The organism is Heyndrickxia sp. FSL K6-6286 (assembly GCF_038630395.1).
Taxonomy (GTDB): Bacteria; Bacillota; Bacilli; order Bacillales; family Bacillaceae_C; genus Heyndrickxia; species Heyndrickxia oleronia.
In genome coordinates this window covers 3,590,491-3,609,739 of sequence record NZ_CP152029.1, presented here as the reverse complement: position 1 = coordinate 3,609,739, position 19,249 = coordinate 3,590,491, and the positions used below count along the sequence as shown (strand labels likewise).

Sequence of the window (19,249 nt, the reverse complement as noted above, 5' to 3'; positions counted from 1 at the left end):
TTATTATAAGAACTGAAGCGCGCTGATAGTAGGGTCTGTACAAAAGCAAATATATGTTACTAAAAAAATAAAGGAAGATCTTAAATTCAATTCTATTGCTATATATACGGCGCATCCCTTTTCTTTAAGCTTTTGTTCTATCTGATTTGTCCCATTCATAAAACTATAGAAAGGATAAAATGCATATTGAATCATTCTGGTTAGTCATCCGCTAAAGGGGGAACATCTATGATTTACAAAATGCTTGCTTTAAATATTGATGGTACCTTGTTGCAAGACAATGGTCGTTTAAATAAAGCAACAAAGGAAGCAATCGAATTAGCTATTGGAAAAGGGATCAAGGTAACTTTAGTAACTTCAAGAAATTTTTCGTCTGCTACTAGAATAGCTCGGGAATTGCATCTTGACACATGCCTTGTCACGCATCAAGGTTCGTTTGTAGCACGAGATAGGGATAAACCGATTTTGGTGAAGAGAATTAATGAAAATGTTACTCATGATTTAGTGCGTTTTTTAGAGGCTTTTAATTGTCAAATAAAATTAGTTCATGAACGATACACGATTGCAAATAAACAAAGAACCCCATCTAATCTTATGGGTAAATTTGTTATTCAACCAGTCAATCGTTTTTCTTATTCTGAAACATTTGTTGATTCCTTATTAGATAAACTTATTGAAACTCCGGTCTCACCACCTAAAATAGAAGTCCGGTTTATGAATGACATTGATATGATTGATGCCAAAAAAGCTATTCAAGAAATGTTTCATGAGGTGGATTGTATTGAAAATGATGAACACATATTAGAAATTGTCCCTAATGGAACTTCAAAACTGAAGGGAGTTTTGTATCTTTGCGATCGCCTCAATATTCAAAGAGATGAAGTCGTGATGATCGGATCAGGTAAAGATGACCTTCCACTTATTGAGTGGTCAGGTCTTGGGGTTGCGATGGGAAATGCATCTCCTCAATTGAAGCGGGCCGCTGATTGGATAACTCGTTCGAACAATGAGAATGGAGTATCCTATATGGTTAAAGAACATTTTCGCAAGCAGCAACCAATCGACTTTTTGAAAAAAATGAATGTAATAAAATAGTAAGAGAAGGTACTTGCAAGGCTTCAGCTCCATTCTCAATGAAATGAAGCGGGTTGGCGGTTTTTAACCCTAAATTTATTAGTTAAAACTTTATTTAAAATAGTAACTATGATTGAGTTTTCATCCGAAACTGGCAGTTAAACATTTTGATATGCTTCATCAGTTAAAGGTCTATTTTCTTAATTAACGGTGCGATTCAATATGAGAATCGTGCCTTTTCGATATATTGGCCACTATGAGAAAGAAGGAAGGTTAATTACTTTTTCACTTTTGCTTCTCCTTTTCAAGGATGTCCGTTACTACATCTCCTATTGATACACTTCCGAGTGCTTTTTCTAAAGCTGTTTGTGCTAATGTAAATAACGGCCCAATTGTGCTTTGAATATTTCGTCCGACAGGACAATCAGGATTTGGATTGTCATGAATACTAAACAATTCATCCTCTTTCACAACATTAACGGCTTGGTACACATCAAGCAAAGTTATAGTTGATAAGTCTCTCGCTAAAGAAGCACCAGCAATACCAGGTTGTACTTTTACTAAGCCCGCCTTTTTTAACATTCCCATAATTTTTCTTATTACCGCTGGATTCGTATTTACACTTCCAGCCAAAAATTCTGAAGTACTGACTCCATCTTTATTTATTTCAATTAAAGCTAGAATATGAATTCCTACGGAAAACCGACTACTAATAGACAAGTATTTCACCTTCCTTTAAAGCTCTATCTACATATTATACCTGTAATGAGCTCAGTTACAAGTGTATTAAGATGTTGAAATGCGAATATAAAACCCTTTTAAAAGTTGACAAAGGTTCATATTGTAACTAAAATGGTTACATGTAATCATTTTAGTTACAATTGAAAATAGGAGGACTTACAATGAATATAGGAATTATTGGTGCAAATGGTAAAGCTGGAAATCTAATATTAAAAGAGGCTGTAAATCGTGGTCATCAAGTAACAGCGATAATAAGAGATGCATCTAAACTAAAAGAAAAGGTTGATGCAGTCATTGAAAAAAGTATATTTGACCTTACATCAGATGATATTAAACCATTTGATGTGGTGGTTAATGCTTTCGGTGCCCCCCTTGGAGAAGAGCAAGCACACGTGGATGCTGGACGTGTTCTAATGGAAGCACTAAAAGGAATAAGCACTAGAGCAATCATTGTCGGTGGAGCAGGAAGTTTATTTGTAGATGAGAACAAAACCATTAGAGTAATGGACACACCTGATTTTCCTGATATCTTTATACCAACAGCGAAGGGGCAAGGACGTAACTTACAAGATTTACAGGAATCCTCGAATATTACGTGGACTTTTATTAGCCCTTCAGCAATGTTTGATTCAGAAGGAAAAAGAACCGGTTTTTATCAAGCTGGAAAAGATCATCTTCTTGTTAATTCGAAGGGTGAAAGCTATATCAGCTATGCTGACTATGCAATAGCTGTAGTGGATGAGATAGAAAATCCTCAACATATAAATGAACGATTTACTGTTGTGGGTGAAGCAGAATAAATTTCCTAATTATAGAACAAACAAAATACCGTTAGTTCAAAGCTAATGGTATTTTGTTATGTGGATGTCTAAAAAACTAAGTCTTTTTCTAGTTTATTTCTATTGTAACAGCGAAACCCTTAATAAAGAATTCAGTGATTCTTATGGAGTTTGCACTCTTTTCTAAATGAAATGAAAAGTGTAGTGGTCTACAGCAATAGTTATCAGGTGAAACTTTAATTAGTTAAAATTGAGAAAAGTGCCTTTTATTTTAGTTGTGAATGAATCATCATTCAGTTATTCTTAAAGATAGGAATAACTTTTATTCACGGAGGGGTAGAAATGGGATCATTAACTTACCAAACTATTGATGCAAATATTCAAGGAAATACGGCCTTTATCCAATTTAATCGGCCGACCTCATTAAACGCATTAAATACGGTTATGATTAAAGAACTAGTGGATTGCCTTAATGAAATGACATTAAATGAAGCCATCAAAATTGTTGTGTTGCAGGGGAAGGGAAAGGCATTTTCATCTGGGGGAGATATAAAAGAAATGTTCCAGCTCCAGGGCGAGGAAGAATTTTTCTTAGTAATGGATGATATTAATCAACTCATTACGACTTTGTATACTATGCCAAAACTAACGATTGCCGGGATTGAGGGAGCTGCGGCAGGGCTAGGTTTGAGTATTGCATTAGCAACAGATTATATTATTTCAGATTCAACGAGTAAGCTTGCTATGAATTTTATTGGAATTGGATTAGTTCCCGATGGTGGGGGACATTTTTTGCTTAAACGTAGGATGGGAGAACAGAAGGCAAAGAAGTTTATTTGGCAGGGAAAGGTATTGACAGCAGAGGTGGCATTGAAGGCTGAAATCATTGATGAAATAGCAAACGATGTAAATATGGCTATTGAAGACAAACTTCATCAATGGAAAACCAAGCCTCTTGAAGCGATGCTTCAAACTAAAAAAATCTATAACGAGCTACAATTACAGGAACTTATAAAAACGTTGGAATTAGAAAAACATTCACAATGGAAAATGAGGCACACGAAGGATCATTTTGAAGGAATACAAGCTTTTATAGAAAAGCGAAATCCGAAATTCATCGGTGAATGATGTTAAATTAAGCTCTTTTCTTAGTAAGAGGAATGGGGAGCCATCTTCATCCGGATATATAAATTAAAACTTTACAATATTTGAGAAAAGAGCCCAGAGAAAAACCCAAGAGGTTGTCTTTGCAACAACCTCTTGGGTTTATTAACGATGAAATAATATGAGTTTTCCATTTGGTGATGTACAGCGATGTGTTTTCTCTAACGCATTATTTTCACTTAGAAGCTGTTCCCCTTTTACCTTTGCTTCATGATCATTGGCTGCTTCAATGCTTTCATCTAAAATCTTTTCCCCATTTGCTTCAAAAGCAGTTAATTTGTAAATAGCCATGATTTAATTCCCCCATCCAATTTATTGGTTGTTTTGCTTGCTTATATAAAAGCCATAATGCTGGCTTTTTCACCTAATAAAGAATTCAATGGTTCTTATCAAGTTAATGTACGTGTTGGATATCCCTTTTTGCAGCTATTTTTCGATTAGCAGTATATCCAGCGACTAAAACGAGAATTGTAATGATTCCTGCTATAATATATGTGATTGGTCCATGAGAAATATTTAAAAGGTGAAGGAGCTTTTCTTCCTTCATTAACATTTCTCCTGCTGTCCAAGCAAGAATACCTGAACCTATATAAGCGATCCAAGCATATTTATTCATTGCTTTTACAATCATTTTCGAGCCGAAAATCATGACAGGAATACTAATCATGACCCCGATAGCTATTAATCCAATATGATTATCAGCTGCACCAGCTAGTGCAACCACATTATCTAAACTCATGACTGCATCAGCCAAGATAATGGTTCCAATTGCTTTTAATACTCCGCTTTGTGATTTTACATGAACATCTTCTTCATCCCCTACAAGAACCTTGAAGGCGATCCAAATAAGAAGAAGTCCTCCAATAATTTCTACGAATGGGATTTTTAATAGCTGTACAATGACGATCGCAAAAATAATACGTAATATTACTGCTCCACCAGTACCCCATACAATCGCTTTATTTTGTTGTTCTTTTGGTAGATTTCGCGTAGCCATGGCAATAACTACGGCATTATCCCCGGATAATACAATATCTATTGCAATAATTTTGAGTAACACTAGTAAAGAACTAGTTGAAAGTGCTAGTCCAATTGGAAAAATATTTTCCATTCTTTTTCCCATCTCCTGGTTTATATAAAGTCTCTTTTCATCCATCTACCATATTAATCTATTATTATATTAACATATATTTTTTATAGATAGACTAGAAAATGTTTGGATAAATAACTAGAAAAGTAAATGGAGTAGAATTTAATGGAACCTTTTAAGACTTTTTACGTATAAAAGATAAGTGGTTAGAAAAAGGAGGAAAACTAAGTTGACATTAAATTTAGATCAAGTAACAAAGAAATTTGGACAATTTGTTGCAGTTGATCATCTTTCTCTCGTTATTCCAGAAAAGGAAATGTTTGGTTTTTTAGGTGCGAATGGTGCAGGAAAAACAACAACCTTTCGAATGATTTTGGGGATTATGGACGCAACAGAAGGAGATATTACGTGGAACGGTAAAAAAATTGATTATTCCACTAGCCCCTTTATTGGTTATTTGCCTGAAGAAAGAGGACTATATCCAAAACTAAAGGTAAGAGACCAATTAATTTATCTTGCCCGCCTAAGAGGAATGGACAAAAATGAAGCTCTGAAAGAATTAAACTATTGGTTAGATCGGTTTAATGTTCCAGAATACATAGATAAAAAAGTAGAGGAATTATCTAAAGGAAATCAACAAAAAATCCAATTTATTGCCTCAGTTCTCCATAAACCTCAATTACTTATACTGGATGAGCCATTCAGTGGGTTGGATCCTGTAAATGTGGAAACATTAAAGTCTGCTGTTACCGATTTGAGGGATAATGGAGCAACCATCGTTTTTTCCAGCCATCGGATGGAGCATGTTGAAGAGCTATGTGAAAATCTTTGTATTATGCATCATGGAAAGCCAGTTGTTCACGGAAGTTTACGTGAAATAAAGAAATCATTTGGAAAGAAAAATGTCACGATTCATGCCGATTTTGATCTTATGTTTTTACAAGATATTCCCGGTGTTTTAAAAACGAAAAAAACTGCACAGGGAATGCATTTACAAATATCAAGTGAAGATACGGCGCAAACAATCTTGAATCAAATTAATGGAAAAGGCTTTGTGAGGAAATTTGAATTAGAGGAACCATCGTTAAATGATATTTTCATTGAAAAGGTAGGTGCTTCCTATGAATAAGTTTGGTGTCATGTTAGGTCATTCCTATGTTTCAAAATTAAAATCTAAATCATTTATTATTACATCAATTATTATGCTTATTGGTGTGTTAATTTTAGGAAATATGAACAGAATCATTGATTTATTCTCCGGTGGTGATTCAAAAGAAAAAATTGTCGTTCTCGATCAAACAGATTCAGTATTTCAATCTTTTCAAAAACAATTACAAGTAACAAATAAAGATATCGAACTTATTAAAGAAAGCAAAAGTGAGGCAGAGTTACAAAAAGCTGTGAATGCTGGTGAGTATGATGGATTAATCACGATATCAATGGATCAATCTAATTTGCCAGAGGCAACGTATAAAGCCCCTACACTTACAAATACTGAATTATCCAGTCAATTATCACAGGCCTTGCAAGCTGTGAAATCAGATATGGCTGCATCCCAATTAGATTTAACAGCTGATAAGCTGGCACTTCTAAATAGCCCAATTGTGTTTAAAGAAGTCAGTCTCGAAAATAATGCAAAATCTTCTGAAGAACTTGCCCAAGCTCGTGGACTCGTTTATATTCTTCTTTTCGTGATCTATTTTTCAGTCATTTTTTATGCAAGCAGTGTTGGGATGGAAGTAGCAACAGAAAAAGCATCTCGTGTAATGGAAATTCTTATTTCGAGTGCATCTCCTACACAACAAATGTTTGCCAAGATTATTGGGGCTGCCCTGCTTGGAATTACCCAAATGGCTGTCTTGCTTTTAGTCGCATATTTTACAATTAAACAGAACTTAAGTGAGTTAAAAGGCGGTTTCTTCGAGGTTTTTGGTTTTTCTGATATTAAAGTTTCAACAATCATCTACGCTATTGTATTTTTCCTATTAGGATATTTATTATATGCAACATTAGCAGCATTTTTAGGATCTCTTGTTAGTCGTATTGAAGACGCACAGCAAATGATGTTGCCAATGACCTTTTTAATTATGATTGGTTTCTTTATTGCTATGTCTGGATTAAACAATCCATCAGCGGGATTTGTTACAGTTACTTCCTATATCCCTTTCTTTACACCAATGCTTATGTTTTTGCGTGTAGGGATGTTAGACTTACCAATGTGGGTTGGCTTATCCGGGGTTGCTGTTCTGATCGTGTCGATAATTATTATGGCATCTATTGGAGCTCGAATCTATCGCGGTGGGGTTCTTATGTATGGAAAGTCTAATTCATTAAAAAATATAAAAAAAGCACTTCAGTTATCAAAAAATAAATAAAGAATTTGAATGGGCTATCCTCCTTTCTTGTTGGATAGCCCATTTTTACGTTTGTTTTTACAGCAATCCCCTTTAAAATCTTATAAAATCGTTTATAATTATCCTAAGAACATATATTCGTTTAGGAGGATGGTGAAATGAGCCAACTTCAATTTATCCATACAGCAGATCTCCATTTAGATAGTCCATTCATCGGATTACAATACTTACCCAAAACGATTCTTAATCGAATTCAGGAAAGTACGTTTGCATCTTTCATTAAAATTGTCGATAATGCAATATCTTTGAAGGTGGATTTCGTTTTAATAGCAGGTGACCTCTATGATGGAGAGGATCGAAGTATAAAAGCTCAAGCAAGACTTAGAAAGCAAATGATAAGGCTCGAGCAGGCGGGAATAGAAGTATTTATCCTTCATGGTAATCATGATCATCTAGGTGGAAATTGGACAACGATTGACATGCCAAGTAATGTTCATGTTTTTTCATCTAGTGTAGAGATGAAATCGTTTATTACTAAAAAAGGGCAAAGAGTCCATATATATGGATTCAGTTATCCGGAAAGACATGTAACAGAGAAAAGAATCAATGAATATAAAAAAATTGAACCTGCCGATTTTCATATCGGAATGCTTCACGGAAATGTTGACGGTGGGAGCTCAGATCATCAACCCTATGCACCTTTTACAATTGGTGAGTTACTTGAGAAGAAAATGGATTATTGGGCATTAGGGCATATTCATAAGCAGCAATTTCTCCACCAAGATCATCATCCTTATATTGTGTACCCAGGTAATATTCAAGGGCGGAATCGGAAGGAGAAAGGATCGAAAGGTTGTATAGTAGTAAATCTATCATCCCATGAAACCACTTTAAGTCATATAGAAACAGCAGATATTCTTTGGAGTGACATAAGTATTGATGCTTCAAAGATTCGAACGTTCTCTGATTTATATCTTTTATGCAGAAAAGAAATGAATCATCAACGTTCTTCATCACAGGGTGTACTTCTCGAAATGACCATTAAAAATATTGAAATGCTTGAGAAAGAAGCAATTGAAAAAATAAAGAATGGTGAATTATTGGAAGCTCTTCAAGATGGAGAGGAGTATGAGGAATCCTTTGTCTGGACAATTAGTGTAAATTGTCATGTAAAAGATCAACTAGTAATTGAACCAACCTTTAAAAATGAACTGGAACAAACTCTTGCAGAATTAACTCAAGAAGAATCATTTGAAAAGGCTTTAGAAGACTTGTATGGAAATCCATATAGCAGTCGCTATTTAGAAAAGATGACAGAACATGAAAAGAAAAATCTATTGCAAGAAGCCGAACAATTGGTTTTTGAATTGGTCCATTCCAATTCATAGAGGAGGAAATTCGCGTGAACATTAAGCAAATACATATATATGGTTTTGGAAAATTAACTGATTTTCGGTTGTCTCTTTCAAGTTCTCTTCAAGTTTTATATGGTGAAAATGAAGCAGGAAAGTCAACTTTAATGGCCTTTATTCATGCTATTTTATTTGGATTCCCTACAAAGCAGCAGTCAGAGCTTCGCTATGAACCGAAACGTGGTTCAAAATATGGTGGAAATCTACTATTGGAAACAGAGGATTACGGTGAGATATTGGTTGAAAGGGTTGGAGGGAAAGCAACTGGTAATGTAGTCGTAACATTATCTGATGGAACAACAAAAGGGGAAGAGTTTCTTAAGCAACTCCTTAAGAATATGGATAAATCGATGTTTAAGGGGATTTTTTCCTTTAATATTCATGGTCTTCAAGGAGTTAACCAATTAAAAGGAGAAGATATTGGTCATTATCTCCTCGCAGCAGGGACCATTGGAACAGATATTATTGTCAAGACGGAACAACAGTTGCAAAAAGAACTGGATCAATTATTTAAACCAAGTGGTCGAAAACCAGTACTCAATATGATGCTGCAAACAATAAAACATCAAGAGAAAGATCTGAAAAAAAGCATGCAGCATAATGAAACATATGAAAATTTGCAAAAAGAACTTCATACTTTGCTAGAGGAAATAGAGCATATGCAGGGTGAAGGAAAGAAATTCGAAAAACAGCTTCGAAAGCTAGAACGATTAAAACAGGATTGGCCATTCATCCAAGAAAGAAAGCAATTATTAAAAAGAATAGAAGAAATAAAGCAAAAACATTTTCCCATTGACGGGATTCATCGGATGGATAAATTGGATGAGCAACTCCGTATCACCAATAGCCAATTACAAGCACTTAAAGTTAAAAAAGCTGAATATGAAAAGGAGCTTCAGTTATTAGCTCCAAATCAATTAATTGTCCAAAATGAGTCGAGAATTCAATTGATTTTGGAAAAATGGCCACAAGTACTTCAATGGCAAGAAGAATTGATCAAACGAAAAGAAGAGCAAAGGAAATGGAATGAACAAATCTCCCTTTTAAGTAGGAATGTGTATTACCAAGAAGAAGATTTGAAACAACTTCCTTCCGTCGATCTCAGTATCGACATGAAAGATAAAATTAGAACAACAGTAAAAGATAATTATTATTTAAAATCCAAAAAGGATGAACTTGAACAGCATCTAGAAATAGAAAAAAATAAACAAACGGAATTGGAAATGCAATGTGATCGGATTGAATCCGAGCTTTTAAGTGAAGAAGAGTTTAGACGATTATCCGATCAACAACAAACATATAATCAGTTACAGAATGAATATCAACAAATTCAGGATCAATTAAAGTTAATCAGATTCTCAAAAGATCAAGGAAAAAAAGAAAGCAACTTGGCAACGATGCTATTTTATCTTTTATTTAGTGGTTTTTTTCTTTGGAGTCTTACAACCATGCATTACTTATCGATGGCAGGAGCGCTAATAGGGCTGATCGTCTTAAGTTATACTGCTTGGACAAATAAAAATAGGAAAAAACACAACCATGATAGCAGCGAACGACAGCTGTTAAAAAAAGCAGAAAAGATATTGGATGAAATGAACCAATTAGCAGATAGAAGGCCTAAATATGAAGAACAACAAAACCTTCGAAGTCAGTGGAAAGAACTTATTCTTCAAATAGAAAATCAACAATTTAGATTTACAGAAAAAATGGAAGCTTTGTCTGAATGGAATAAAAAGTGGAAAGATAATGAGCATCAATTAAATGGAATTAGACACCAGCTTCGGTTACATGATCGATTTTCCTCAGAGCAATTGCCAGATGCTTTTGATATCCTTTCCGAACTTGCAAAGATGATTCATAATCAAGCAAATAATGAAGCTCAGCTTAATTTGCTAATTCAAAAAGTTTCTAAATGGGAAAATGAGTTAAATGACTTAGTGCAAGCGCTTGGATTAGAGAATATAGCAAATGATGAAAAAATTATTCACTTAAAAAGTTTATTGAAAAACGAACAAGACCATCGTTTGTTGCATCGTGAAATGAAAAATAAAATGGATGAAATAGAACATGAATATATAAAATGGCTAAATGAATCAACCTCTTTAAAGGATGCACTAAATCAACTTTTGACTGATGCAGGAGCTGAGCATCAGGAAGAATTTAGAAAGAAAGGTAAGGAACACGAAGAGTATTTGGCATTAAAAAACAGCCTTCAAATGCTTAGTAAGCAAATAAACGAAGAAAGCTTAAAGGCTACCTCTGCATTCGAATCCTTTGATGTGATTGAAAATGAATTACTTCAGAATCAGGATCGGGTCGACACAATTATAAATCGGTTAGAAGTATTACGTAAACGACTGGCAGAAGTCAATTATGAAATTAATCTCCTAGAAGATGGGGGAGTCTACACCGAGAAATTACATGAATTTTATCATCTGAAGTCATTGTTTAATATGAAGGCGAAACAATGGGCAAAGCTTACATTAGCTAAACAAATGATTGCTAAAACGATGGAGCGGATGAAAAATGAACGGTTTCCGAAGGTATTAGAAACGGCTGAATACTATATCAATCAATTAACAGATGGACAATATATTCATTTCCACTTCAAAGAATCAGGTCAATTAAAGATTGAGAGGGCCGACCATATCATGTTTGATCCTGAGGAGCTTAGCCAAGCCACTACTGAGCAAGTATATATATCTTTACGATTAGCTTTAGTTCAGGTTTTACAAGATGAATATCCATTCCCAATGATTATTGATGATGGATTTGTTAATTTCGATAGGGATCGTACGAAAAGAATCATTCAAATTCTATTAGAAATGAGTAAGTCAACTCAAGTTCTCTTTTTTACTTGCCATGAACATATATTGGATTTATTTTCTGAGAATCAAATTTTCGTATTAAATGAGAAAGAGACATATTCCATGGTAAAATAAAAACAATGAAAGACTTCCAATGGAATGAAGCTTGGTAGCATATAAAAATTCAATTCTGCATTTATTAGATGAGATGATTTGATGCAGTAAGGAGAAATTGGGGGATTTAAATGACAAAAGGACTCATGAACTTTGATGTGGGTGAACAAATTGAGCTTTATTTATTAATTAAAAATAGCACAAAAGGGATTGCTAGTAATGGAAAACCTTTTTTATCTTTAAATCTTCAAGATCAAACAGGGGATATTGAAGCAAAGCTTTGGGATGTATCCGATTCAGATGCGCAAACATATAAATCTGAAACCATTGTAAAGGTTGCAGGCGATATTCAAAATTATCGTGGAAGACTACAGTTAAGAATTCGGCAAATTCGACCAGCCGGGGATCATGATGGGGTGCAAATCTCTGATTTTCTCGAATCTGCCCCAGCTAGTCAAGATGAGATGACAAGCAAGATTACTCAATATATTTTTGAAATGAATAACCCGAATATACAAAGAATAACAAGACATCTATTAAAAAAGTATAATAGTGATTTTCTTGTTTATCCTGCTGCCACGAAAAATCATCATGAGTTTGTTTCTGGATTAGCCTATCATGTAGTATCTATGCTTGATTTGGCAAAAGCAATTACAACCCTTTATCCATCCTTAGATCGAGATTTATTGTACGCGGGAATTCTTTTACACGATCTTGGTAAAGTAAAAGAGCTCTCAGGACCCATTTCAACCACCTATACGGTCGAAGGGAATTTATTGGGACATATTACGATTATGGTCAATGAAATTGCAAAAGCAGCAGAGGAACTAGGCATACAAGGTGAGGAAGTAATGGTATTACAACACCTTGTCCTAAGTCATCATGGAAAGCCAGAATGGGGAAGTGCAAAACCACCGATGATTAAAGAGGCTGAAATTCTTCATTATATTGATAATTTAGATGCGAAGATGAATATGTTAGATCGAACCCTTCGTCATGTAAAACCAGGTGAGTTTAGCGAGCGTGTTTTTGCTTTAGATAATCGTTCCTTCTATAAACCTACTTTTCATAAATAATGAATAAATAGATACACCTTTAACAAAACAATCGATAGTTATTTCATCTCCTTTGGTTCTTTTTTATTTTTTTCAAGCATACCTTGTAGAAAAGGACAATCTTTGAAAGGGGATTAGCACATGTCACTGCCAATATGGATTTATTTTGTTATCGCTGGAATCGCTGTTAGTGCTTTTATGGCAATTAAAACTTCAAGAGAAGATCGTCAACTTGAGCAAGAATGGATTGAAAAAGAAGGGGAAGAATATATAGAACGGATGGAAGAAGAGAAAGAGAGAAGAAAGCAAGTCAAAGAAGCAGGATAAAAAAGAACAAGGTGATTCTGAACTGCCCCCCAATTGTTAGACACAACTAACAATTGGAGGTGCAGTTTTTTTATGACGAAATATTCACTGGAAATTAAATTAAATGCTATTCAAGACTACCTTAAAGGTGTGGAATCTTTCAAAGATACAGCAAAACGCCATAATGTCAGTACAACGATGTTAAAAAAATGGGTAGCGAAGTATCGACAACATGGATTGGAAGCTTTTCGGGAAACATATACAAATTATTCGGTTGAGTTTAAAATGGACGTAATTCATTATATAAATGAAATGGGAGCGTCCATTAATGAAACCACCACAGTCTTTAACATTCCTGACTCTGGCACTGTGTGGAATTGGAAACGTTTATTTGAAACACAAGGGATAGACGCTCTACAACCGAAAAAGAAGGGGCGTCCATCCATGAAAAAGGAATCAAAGAAAACTCAACCAGTAGAAGGATCACCAGAAGCACTACTCGCTGAAATTGAACGTTTACGTATGGAGAACGCCTATTTAAAAAAGTTGAATGCCTTAGTTCAAGAAAAGGAAAGATTACAGTACAAGACAAAGCGAAAGTAATTTATGAACTAAGGCAGGAATTTAAAGTGAAAGATTTAGTAAAAGTGGCTGAAATTCCTCGCAGTACGTATTATTACTGGGTAAACCAAATGAATAAACCAGATAAATATAAAGAAGTGAAAGAAGTGATCCAACAGATTTTTGATGAACACCAAGGTCGATATGGCTATCGTCGTATCACCTTAGAATTGCGTAATCGTGGTATAAAACTAAACCATAAAACGGTGCACCGCTTAATGAATGAGATGGGGTTAAAATGTCTTATCCGCATGAAAAAGTATCGTTCATACCGTGGAAAAGTAGGAAAAATCGCCCCAAATATTTTAGAACGTGATTTTCAAGCAACAAAGCCAAATGAGAAGTGGGTAACCGATGTAACGGAATTTCATTTACATGGGGAAAAGCTATATTTGTCACCAGTCCTTGACCTTTATAACGGAGAAATTATTGCATATAATGTTGAAAAACGCCCAGTTTACGCACTTGTTTCAAAGATGTTGGACAAGGCTTTTAAGAGATTAGAAGATTGCGATACCCCTATTCTTCACTCTGATCAGGGCTGGCATTATCAGATGAAGAAGTATCAACATGCATTAAAAGAACATAGAATTACACAAAGCATGTCTCGTAAAGGGAATTGTTTAGATAACGCGGTGATAGAGAATTTTTTCGGCTTATTAAAGAGTGAACTGCTTTATCTTAAAGAATTTAACAGTATGGCGCATTTCAAAGAAGAATTAGAGAAGTATATTCACTATTACAATCACAAACGAATTAAGGCAAAATTAAAAGGCATGAGTCCGATTCAATACCGTACTCATGCCAAGGAAGCTGCTTAAAATTCGTGTCTAACTTTTTGGGTTCAGATCATTCCACCTTGTTCTTTTTTTATTATTTTTTAGATGTAGAATCAGAAGTATCAGCGTTTAATACATTATCAAATGCTTTTTTCAGATCTTTATCTTTAATATCTAATTTTGCATTTTTGATTTCTTTTTTCATTACTTCTTGAACTTTTGTTTGATCTACCTTAGATTGTTTAATTTTTTCTTTAATTTCTTTTTTCATTTTATCGTCTAGAGGTGCTTTATCCTTCTTACCAGTTAGCTTAATAATATGATAACCGAATTGAGTTTGAACAGGCTCACTTACTTCACCTACTTTTAATTTGTAGGCAGCCTCTGTGAATGTTGCATCCATTTTATCGGTATTAAACCAACCAAGGTCTCCACCATTATCTTTCGTTCCATCAGTACCATATTTCTTCGCTAAATCTTCAAATTTTTCACCTTTATTAAGCTTGTCCTTCACTTCTTTTGCTGTTTTTTCATCAGCTACTAGAATGTGGCTGGCTTTAATATCAGGCTTAATATTATTGTCATAGTACTCTTTAATATCTTTGTCTGTTATTTTTAAATCTTTTGTAGCTGCTTTCTCTTGTAAAAGGCCAACTTTTATCGTATTACGGAAATCTTCTTCACTTCCATAACCGTATTGCTGAAGTGCCATTTCAAATTGGTCACCAAGCTGATCCTTTGCATCTTTCACTTGCTTATCTACTTCTTTATCAGACACTTTATATTTATCAGAAAGAACTTTATCAAAAACAAGTTGTTGTAGAACTTGATCACCAACTTTATCTTTCATTGCTTCGTAAAGTTCATCTTTCGTTACATTTCCTGCTTTAGTTTTTACTACTACTTCATCGCCACTGTTGCCACATGCAGCTAGTCCTATAACACCTGCTGCTAATGAAAGGGATAATACCCATTTTTTCATCAATAAACAACTCCCTGTCTAATCTAATTAAATCCGCCAAATAAAACCTACAAAACATACTATACCATAATTTTTATCAGAAAAGAAACATAAAACGGAAGCTTATGGAATTTTTATGGATTTCTCATCAAATTTTAACTTTTTATTTCTCTGATTAAAGGAAAAAATAACTGTATTTTTGGGCTTTTGATTTAGTCAAAGTAGTTATATGTACATAGGATATATAGAAATAGAAAAGGAGGTATCGGAATTATGGGCTTTGCTTATGGTGGCGGATTCGCCTTAATCGTTGTATTGTTCATTCTTTTAGTCATAGTAGGTGCAGCTTTTATCTGTTAAGGCTTGCTGGGTATTTTTCAAAAACATGTAAATGTAGGGTTCTAACATAAACTTAAATTTTAGTTATATGCCTTAACATCAAAGATGGAAATGAATAAAATATACTATTTAAATGATAGGGAGGTGACCTTAATGGGTGGTGCAGCATATGGCAGCGGCTTTGCGTTACTCGTTGTATTGTTTATTTTGTTAATTATCATTGGTGCATCTTGGATCTATTAATAGATCCAGCTAGTTGGTCTTGTATAAGTAGAAAAAAATCAGGTTCCTTGAGGACCTGATTTTTTGTCGTGGTTTAAAAAGCAGATGGCTAGTATAATCATGAGGAGACCCAAGATCTTTGTTTTAGGCTCTTTTTCTCACTGAATGAAGTTAGTTAAAACTGTAAAGAGCTTGTTTTATAACATATGAATCAAATGCTATGCTTTTTCTTATGTAAAAAGAATTTCAACATATGAAGAAACAAGCAAAATTGTAACGAGAATATTAATAGTCGTAAAGACTTTTGGTTGTCTATCCTCAGGGATCTCTTTTTGTATACAAAGTGCATTCGTCATATTATTTATAAGGTATACGATTACAATCCCAAACAAAATAAATATGGAGATCATAAAATCCCTCCCTGTATTTCCAGTTTCGCTTATGCTTAAAGATACCAAATTTTAATATAAAAAGATAGATATTTTCGTATTCTATTGGAATGAGAGGTTTGGAATTATAGTTAAAAATAGGTAAAATATAAATCAACAAAGATGATTTGAAATTAATTTAAACGAATTTCGAATCTTACAATGATCATTTAATGTTCATTTCTATAGTCTAAAGATAATGATATAGAGAAGCCAATATTGTATTATACTATGTATATGCAATGGATTATAGAAGTGGTAGGCTTCCTTTTAAAGATAATTAAATGTAAATGAGGTAAACATATGGAATCCATCGAACAAAGACTTGATCGAATAGAGTTTTATCAAAAATTATTAATGGAAATGATTAATGATCATCATTATGAATTTTACCGATTAATTATTGAAAAAAAACTTCAAAAAAAAGAAGTTGAAGCCTTCCATAAACTTTGTCAAAAGCTTAGTAAAGAGAGTGAAGAGCAAAAGGAAGATCATTTTGTTTTCTTCGCGCCACTTTATAAAAAGTTTATAGAAGAGCTCAATCCCAAATTAGATCCAAAAGAAGTGATACAAGCTTGTATAAAACAAAAGCTATATCCGGAGCTTATGGAAATTCTTCTCCGTAATATTGTATAAATGGATCTTCAATAATAGTATCGGAAAGTTAAAAATTGCTTAGTCTTTCCTTTTCTTCTGTAGGAAGTTTTTTCACACTTCCATTTTCCTCATAGAATTCTGTTTCAATATTATGAAATGACTTTTCGAAAATTTCCATAAAATGATCACCATACATATTACGTATGATTGTCATTAATTCAATAAATTCAGGGAATTTTCCGTATATGTTTCTAAGTGGCAACGCACCATTTAGCACGGTATTATTGCTAGGATCGAATGCCTCCATTGAATCTAATAAAAGGGATTCGCCTTTTGAAGTTAATTGTATATATGTGTTCCGTTTATCGTTTTCTTTTTTGGAGAATTCTAATAATCCTCTTTCCTCTAATTTTTTCGAAAAATTAAACGCTGTTGAGACATGCATAACACCAAATTTTGCTACATCTGAAATTGATGCTCCTTTTAAATGATAGGCAATCCAGAGAATATGATGTTCATTAATGTTTAAATCATAAGGTTTTATCCATTGTTGCCAATCTTTTTCAATCATTTTCCAAATTGCTTTGCTAATTTGTGCAACTCTTTGACTAAAAAGCATGGCTTCCATTACAGAATATGGTTTATCTCCCATTTTTTCACCCACTTATATATATATCTTATTATCATTATGCCAATAAAGTAAAAATTAATAAAGATATAAATTTACAAAATTTTTAGAATATCAATAAATAGGAAAAGTTTTTTATGACTTTTCCTTTTTTATCTGTGATTCTAATTGTTCGATCGTATCTCTTAATGATTGAACCTCACTATAAATATTTTCTTTATTAGTTTCTATATTATTTTGCCATTCAGAAATCGATGATTTCACATCAGTTATTAACTGTACGGCCATTTCTTTGCCTTCTGTGGTTAATACATGAATAGATTTTTTTAACTCATTGGCATTTTTGGTCATGTCCTTGACTGTTGCAATCCATTCATCCTTAGAATTTGTTAGTTGTTGTCTAAGTTCTTTTCCAGAGGAAGGAGCAGATAATAAAGCTGTGATTGACCCAGCTACTCCCCCGACAATTAATCCAAACAATAATGATTTTTTATCCATAACTCTCACCTCATTAAGAATATTTATAGTAAAAAGTGATTATTAAGAATTTTTAGCATACCTCTATACTATTTTTCTACAATAATTTGCAAAATCCTGCAAGTTTATATAAATTATATGATAAATTTTTAGAAAAATCACGTTAATTCCTATATTTATGGTCAAAAAATAAAATAATCTATACATTATACTATATATTTATGCATAGTTTTTAGGTAGGAAGTATTTTAAAAATATAATTTATTCTAAAGAGGTGTGATGAATGAGTGGGATCTTATTTTGCCTCTTTCTTATTAGTGGATGTTTTTTTTTAGGCATGATTCTAGCTTTTCTTAAATTTCAACGTCCAGGCGTTTATCCGCCAAAAAGGATTTTAAAACAAAGAATGATCGTTTTGGGAAGCGGAGGACTCATTTCCATGCTATTAAGTTTGTTTTTATTGATGGTAATTCGGTAACATAGAATATAAGCATGAAAATGATAAAAAATCCTGCAGATTTGCAGGACTTCTCTTTCTTTTTATTGAATATTTTTTGAAATAGCCATTGCCATCTTAGTATAATCTTCTTGAGTGTATTCACTTTGATTATTTTTCCATACAGCACCAAATCCATCGCCTTTACCATATCTCGGGATTAGATGTAAATGGAAGTGGAAAACAGTTTGTCCTGCCTGTTCACCATTATTGTTTACCAAATTCATACCAATAGGATTGAATTCCTTTTTCAATGCATTGGCGATTTTGGGAACCACTTCAAAAAGGTGAGAAGCAATGTCTGGAGTTAATTCAAAAATATTTTCCTTATGTATTTTTGGGATAATTAATGTATGTCCTTTAGTGACTTGACTAATATCGATAAAAGCCATTACGTGTTCATCTTCATAGATCTTTGCTGATGGAATTTCACCATTGACAATTTTGCAAAAAATACAATCACTCATGTTTGTTCCACCTTTCTAAGGATTTAAATTTCTTATTTTAAGTATAACGTATGATGGCTAGAATTGGAATGAAGGTTTATCCTACAAATAAAAGGGACAGGATATTCGAATGAAATCCTGTCCCAAATGAAGGGGAACTTAAAGGGTTTTAAAAAACCATTGGTCTGTCTTTGATAAACACCTCATTTATTATTGAGTTGCTATTCAAATGAATGGAGTAAATGACCTTTGTTCAACGCGATCATCCCCTTATTGTTTTAACATTATTATTAACGTCTAAAACAGTAAGTGATCTTCGACAAACACCTCATTTTTGATGTGAATGTTATTTCGTTGTT

Annotated in this window: 21 protein-coding genes; 13 read left to right on the top strand and 8 right to left on the bottom strand. The window is 33.6% G+C overall.

The annotated features are described in order from the left end of the window. Positions 1-228 precede the first annotated feature (228 nt). Entirely contained in the window at positions 229-1,095 is an 867-nt protein-coding gene (locus MHI39_RS18140; RefSeq protein WP_058004725.1) for a Cof-type HAD-IIB family hydrolase, read from the top strand. Positions 1,096-1,359: 264 nt separating this feature from the next. On the opposite strand, the gene MHI39_RS18135 is transcribed toward MHI39_RS18140, so the two are convergent. After that, positions 1,360-1,794 carry an Rrf2 family transcriptional regulator gene (locus MHI39_RS18135; RefSeq protein ID WP_278891537.1) on the bottom strand — a complete coding sequence of 145 codons (435 nt, stop codon included), beginning with the start codon at positions 1,792-1,794 and terminating at the stop codon, positions 1,360-1,362. 182 nt (positions 1,795-1,976) lie between these two features. Between MHI39_RS18135 and MHI39_RS18130 the strand changes: the two genes are divergently transcribed. Both MHI39_RS18130 and MHI39_RS18125 read left to right on the top strand, forming a co-directional pair. Then, complete coding sequence (locus MHI39_RS18130) at positions 1,977-2,615, top strand: NAD(P)-dependent oxidoreductase (protein WP_280618256.1); 639 nt, start codon at positions 1,977-1,979, stop codon at positions 2,613-2,615. 321 nt (positions 2,616-2,936) lie between these two features. After that, positions 2,937-3,722 carry an enoyl-CoA hydratase gene (locus tag MHI39_RS18125; protein WP_342539876.1) on the top strand — a complete coding sequence of 262 codons (786 nt, stop codon included), beginning with the start codon at positions 2,937-2,939 and terminating at the stop codon, positions 3,720-3,722. Positions 3,723-3,863: 141 nt separating this feature from the next. On the opposite strand, the gene MHI39_RS18120 is transcribed toward MHI39_RS18125, so the two are convergent. Next, on the bottom strand, positions 3,864-4,049 hold the full coding sequence (locus MHI39_RS18120) for a YhzD family protein (RefSeq protein WP_212942506.1): 186 nt from the start codon (positions 4,047-4,049) through the stop codon (positions 3,864-3,866). Between the two features lie 103 nt (positions 4,050-4,152). Beyond that, positions 4,153-4,869 carry a TerC family protein gene (locus MHI39_RS18115; protein WP_058004730.1) on the bottom strand — a complete coding sequence of 239 codons (717 nt, stop codon included), beginning with the start codon at positions 4,867-4,869 and terminating at the stop codon, positions 4,153-4,155. A 208-nt stretch (positions 4,870-5,077) separates the two neighbouring features. Between MHI39_RS18115 and MHI39_RS18110 the strand changes: the two genes are divergently transcribed. The 7 genes from MHI39_RS18110 to MHI39_RS18080 all read left to right on the top strand — a co-directional run bounded on the left by MHI39_RS18110 (position 5,078) and on the right by MHI39_RS18080 (position 14,338). Beyond that, complete coding sequence (locus tag MHI39_RS18110; RefSeq protein WP_212942503.1) at positions 5,078-5,977, top strand: ABC transporter ATP-binding protein; 900 nt, start codon at positions 5,078-5,080, stop codon at positions 5,975-5,977. Next, entirely contained in the window at positions 5,970-7,223 is a 1,254-nt protein-coding gene (locus MHI39_RS18105) for an ABC transporter permease (RefSeq protein WP_212942501.1), read from the top strand. Before MHI39_RS18110 ends, MHI39_RS18105 begins: the two co-directional genes overlap by 8 nt. A 137-nt stretch (positions 7,224-7,360) precedes the next feature. Continuing rightward, positions 7,361-8,590: a metallophosphoesterase gene (locus tag MHI39_RS18100; protein ID WP_341043327.1), complete on the top strand. Its 1,230-nt coding sequence runs from the start codon at positions 7,361-7,363 to the stop codon at positions 8,588-8,590. A gap of 14 nt (positions 8,591-8,604) precedes the next feature. Next, a complete protein-coding gene (locus MHI39_RS18095) occupies positions 8,605-11,556 on the top strand; it encodes an AAA family ATPase (protein ID WP_341043325.1) in 2,952 nt (983 codons plus the stop codon). 110 nt (positions 11,557-11,666) lie between these two features. Further along, positions 11,667-12,611, top strand: coding sequence for a 3'-5' exoribonuclease YhaM (gene yhaM, locus MHI39_RS18090; RefSeq protein ID WP_071976813.1), 945 nt, complete (start codon positions 11,667-11,669; stop codon positions 12,609-12,611). Between the two features lie 120 nt (positions 12,612-12,731). Then, positions 12,732-12,917, top strand: a complete 186-nt coding sequence (locus tag MHI39_RS18085) for a sporulation YhaL family protein (RefSeq protein WP_058004736.1) — start codon at positions 12,732-12,734, stop codon at positions 12,915-12,917. Positions 12,918-12,989: 72 nt separating this feature from the next. Further along, positions 12,990-14,338, top strand: a protein-coding gene (locus MHI39_RS18080) for an IS3 family transposase (RefSeq protein ID WP_259547056.1) whose coding sequence is annotated in 2 segments (ribosomal slippage) — positions 12,990-13,434 and positions 13,434-14,338 — 1,350 coding nt in all. Because the reading frame shifts where the segments join, the coding sequence is not laid out codon by codon here. A 52-nt stretch (positions 14,339-14,390) separates the two neighbouring features. Here MHI39_RS18080 and MHI39_RS18075 read toward each other — a convergent pair. Then, positions 14,391-15,278, bottom strand: coding sequence for a peptidylprolyl isomerase (locus MHI39_RS18075; RefSeq protein ID WP_058004737.1), 888 nt, complete (start codon positions 15,276-15,278; stop codon positions 14,391-14,393). A gap of 252 nt (positions 15,279-15,530) precedes the next feature. Here MHI39_RS18075 and MHI39_RS18070 point away from each other — a divergent pair, with 252 nt between their 5' ends. Then, entirely contained in the window at positions 15,531-15,617 is an 87-nt protein-coding gene (locus tag MHI39_RS18070) for a YjcZ family sporulation protein (RefSeq protein ID WP_058004738.1), read from the top strand. 132 nt (positions 15,618-15,749) lie between these two features. Then, positions 15,750-15,839 carry a YjcZ family sporulation protein gene (locus tag MHI39_RS18065; RefSeq protein WP_078110109.1) on the top strand — a complete coding sequence of 30 codons (90 nt, stop codon included), beginning with the start codon at positions 15,750-15,752 and terminating at the stop codon, positions 15,837-15,839. Positions 15,840-16,048: 209 nt separating this feature from the next. Here the strand turns inward: MHI39_RS18065 and MHI39_RS18060 are convergent, their stop codons facing one another. Next, complete coding sequence (locus MHI39_RS18060) at positions 16,049-16,228, bottom strand: hypothetical protein (RefSeq protein WP_212942493.1); 180 nt, start codon at positions 16,226-16,228, stop codon at positions 16,049-16,051. A gap of 321 nt (positions 16,229-16,549) precedes the next feature. Between MHI39_RS18060 and MHI39_RS18055 the strand changes: the two genes are divergently transcribed. Continuing rightward, positions 16,550-16,882 carry a DUF1878 family protein gene (locus tag MHI39_RS18055; RefSeq protein WP_058004740.1) on the top strand — a complete coding sequence of 111 codons (333 nt, stop codon included), beginning with the start codon at positions 16,550-16,552 and terminating at the stop codon, positions 16,880-16,882. Positions 16,883-16,910: 28 nt separating this feature from the next. Here the strand turns inward: MHI39_RS18055 and MHI39_RS18050 are convergent, their stop codons facing one another. The 3 genes from MHI39_RS18050 to MHI39_RS18040 form a co-directional block, all read right to left on the bottom strand. After that, on the bottom strand, positions 16,911-17,495 hold the full coding sequence (locus tag MHI39_RS18050; protein WP_058004741.1) for an HTH-type transcriptional regulator Hpr: 585 nt from the start codon (positions 17,493-17,495) through the stop codon (positions 16,911-16,913). Between the two features lie 111 nt (positions 17,496-17,606). After that, the gene (locus MHI39_RS18045; RefSeq protein ID WP_058004742.1) at positions 17,607-17,969 is read right to left on the bottom strand and encodes a YtxH domain-containing protein; all 363 of its coding nucleotides are present in this window, start codon (positions 17,967-17,969) and stop codon (positions 17,607-17,609) included. Positions 17,970-18,488: 519 nt separating this feature from the next. Beyond that, a complete protein-coding gene (locus MHI39_RS18040; protein WP_251338154.1) occupies positions 18,489-18,911 on the bottom strand; it encodes an HIT family protein in 423 nt (140 codons plus the stop codon). Positions 18,912-19,249 lie beyond the last annotated feature (338 nt).

Excerpts from the sequence above, each read along its gene's own strand:
- MHI39_RS18120 (WP_212942506.1), bottom strand. The coding sequence starts at position 4,049 with ATGGCTATTTACAAATTAACTGCTTTTGAAGCAAATGGGGAAAAGATT.
- MHI39_RS18065 (WP_078110109.1), top strand. The coding sequence starts at position 15,750 with ATGGGTGGTGCAGCATATGGCAGCGGCTTTGCGTTACTCGTTGTATTG.
- MHI39_RS18140 (WP_058004725.1), top strand. The coding sequence starts at position 229 with ATGATTTACAAAATGCTTGCTTTAAATATTGATGGTACCTTGTTGCAA.
- MHI39_RS18045 (WP_058004742.1), bottom strand. The coding sequence starts at position 17,969 with ATGGATAAAAAATCATTATTGTTTGGATTAATTGTCGGGGGAGTAGCT.
- MHI39_RS18130 (WP_280618256.1), top strand. The coding sequence starts at position 1,977 with ATGAATATAGGAATTATTGGTGCAAATGGTAAAGCTGGAAATCTAATA.
- MHI39_RS18105 (WP_212942501.1), top strand. The coding sequence starts at position 5,970 with ATGAATAAGTTTGGTGTCATGTTAGGTCATTCCTATGTTTCAAAATTA.
- MHI39_RS18100 (WP_341043327.1), top strand. The coding sequence starts at position 7,361 with ATGAGCCAACTTCAATTTATCCATACAGCAGATCTCCATTTAGATAGT.
- yhaM (WP_071976813.1), top strand. The coding sequence starts at position 11,667 with ATGACAAAAGGACTCATGAACTTTGATGTGGGTGAACAAATTGAGCTT.
- MHI39_RS18060 (WP_212942493.1), bottom strand. The coding sequence starts at position 16,228 with ATGATCTCCATATTTATTTTGTTTGGGATTGTAATCGTATACCTTATA.
- MHI39_RS18115 (WP_058004730.1), bottom strand. The coding sequence starts at position 4,869 with ATGGAAAATATTTTTCCAATTGGACTAGCACTTTCAACTAGTTCTTTA.
- MHI39_RS18075 (WP_058004737.1), bottom strand. The coding sequence starts at position 15,278 with ATGAAAAAATGGGTATTATCCCTTTCATTAGCAGCAGGTGTTATAGGA.
- MHI39_RS18040 (WP_251338154.1), bottom strand. The coding sequence starts at position 18,911 with ATGAGTGATTGTATTTTTTGCAAAATTGTCAATGGTGAAATTCCATCA.
- MHI39_RS18125 (WP_342539876.1), top strand. The coding sequence starts at position 2,937 with ATGGGATCATTAACTTACCAAACTATTGATGCAAATATTCAAGGAAAT.
- MHI39_RS18050 (WP_058004741.1), bottom strand. The coding sequence starts at position 17,495 with ATGGGAGATAAACCATATTCTGTAATGGAAGCCATGCTTTTTAGTCAA.
- MHI39_RS18070 (WP_058004738.1), top strand. The coding sequence starts at position 15,531 with ATGGGCTTTGCTTATGGTGGCGGATTCGCCTTAATCGTTGTATTGTTC.
- MHI39_RS18085 (WP_058004736.1), top strand. The coding sequence starts at position 12,732 with ATGTCACTGCCAATATGGATTTATTTTGTTATCGCTGGAATCGCTGTT.
- MHI39_RS18055 (WP_058004740.1), top strand. The coding sequence starts at position 16,550 with ATGGAATCCATCGAACAAAGACTTGATCGAATAGAGTTTTATCAAAAA.